Annotated in this window: 1 protein-coding gene; it reads left to right on the forward strand. The window is 72.3% G+C overall.

The genetic code is table 11. From position 1 onward, the window contains the following. Positions 1–240 precede the first annotated feature (240 nt). Positions 241–1,020: ABC transporter transmembrane domain-containing protein (locus G6019_RS07115; RefSeq protein WP_241725921.1), on the forward strand; the 780-nt coding region annotated here is incomplete at its 3' end.

Here is a 1,020-nt window from a genome sequence, read left to right on the forward strand (position 1 = left end):
GGCCGCACCGTGGCGGCTGCGGAGTGGGCCCCGCCCTCCGCGTCCCCACCCTGGCTTGCGCGCGCGGATTGGTCCGGACACGCCGCACAAGCCGTGGTGGCTCGGGCAAAGAGGACGCGCAAGCCGTAGAGGACGCGCAAGCCGGAGGGGACGTGTGAACCGCCGCGTCCCCGGGTGGAACTAGTGTCATGGGGCGCGAGACCGACTCAGCCCATCACCACCGGCGGGAGCCCCACACGCATGTCAGCACCAGCAGCGACGCACCGGCAGGCCACCGGCGTCCCGTCGACCGCGAACGGGCTCCTGCTCCGGGCGATCGGCCGTCGCAAGCGCCTGGTCGTTCCCGGGCTGGTGCTCATGACGATGTGGCAGGTCTGCGAGGCGTTGGTCCCCATCGCGATCGGCGTGATCGTCGACCGGGCGATCATCCCGCTGGACCGCTGGGCGATGGTGTGGTCGGTCCTCGGGCTGGTCGCACTGTTCACCGTGCTCAGCCTGAGCTACCGTTTCGGCGCACGGATGGCCAACCGGGCGGTGCAGGAGGAGGCCCACGACCTGCGGGTGGAGGCCACGCGGGTCCCGCTCACCCGGCGCCGCGCCATGGACGACGCGAGCTCGGGCGACGTGCTCTCGGTGTGTTCGGCCGATGCCGACGTGGCGGCCCAGATCTTCCGGCAGATCGCCCTGGGCGGCTCCGCGCTCATTGGCATCGCGGGGATCTCGGTCTACCTGCTGTGGACCGACCTGCTGGTGGGGCTGATCGTCCTGATCGGCGTCCCGCTGAGCCTGGTGCTGGTGGCGCTGCCCAGCCGGGTCATCTCCCGGCACAGCACCGCGCAGCAGACGGCCATCGGTATGGCGAGCAACCGCGCGACCGACATCATGGCCGGACTGCGCGTGCTCAAGGCCGGCGGCGGTGAGCGCTGGGCGGCCGAGCAGTACCGCGACGCCTCGCGCGCCGCCGCCGACGCCGGGATCGTCACCGCAGAGCGCACCGGCCGGGTCCAGGGCATCGGCTCA

This window comes from Dietzia sp. DQ12-76 (assembly GCF_014145045.1).
GTDB lineage: Bacteria > Actinomycetota > Actinomycetes > Mycobacteriales > Mycobacteriaceae > Dietzia.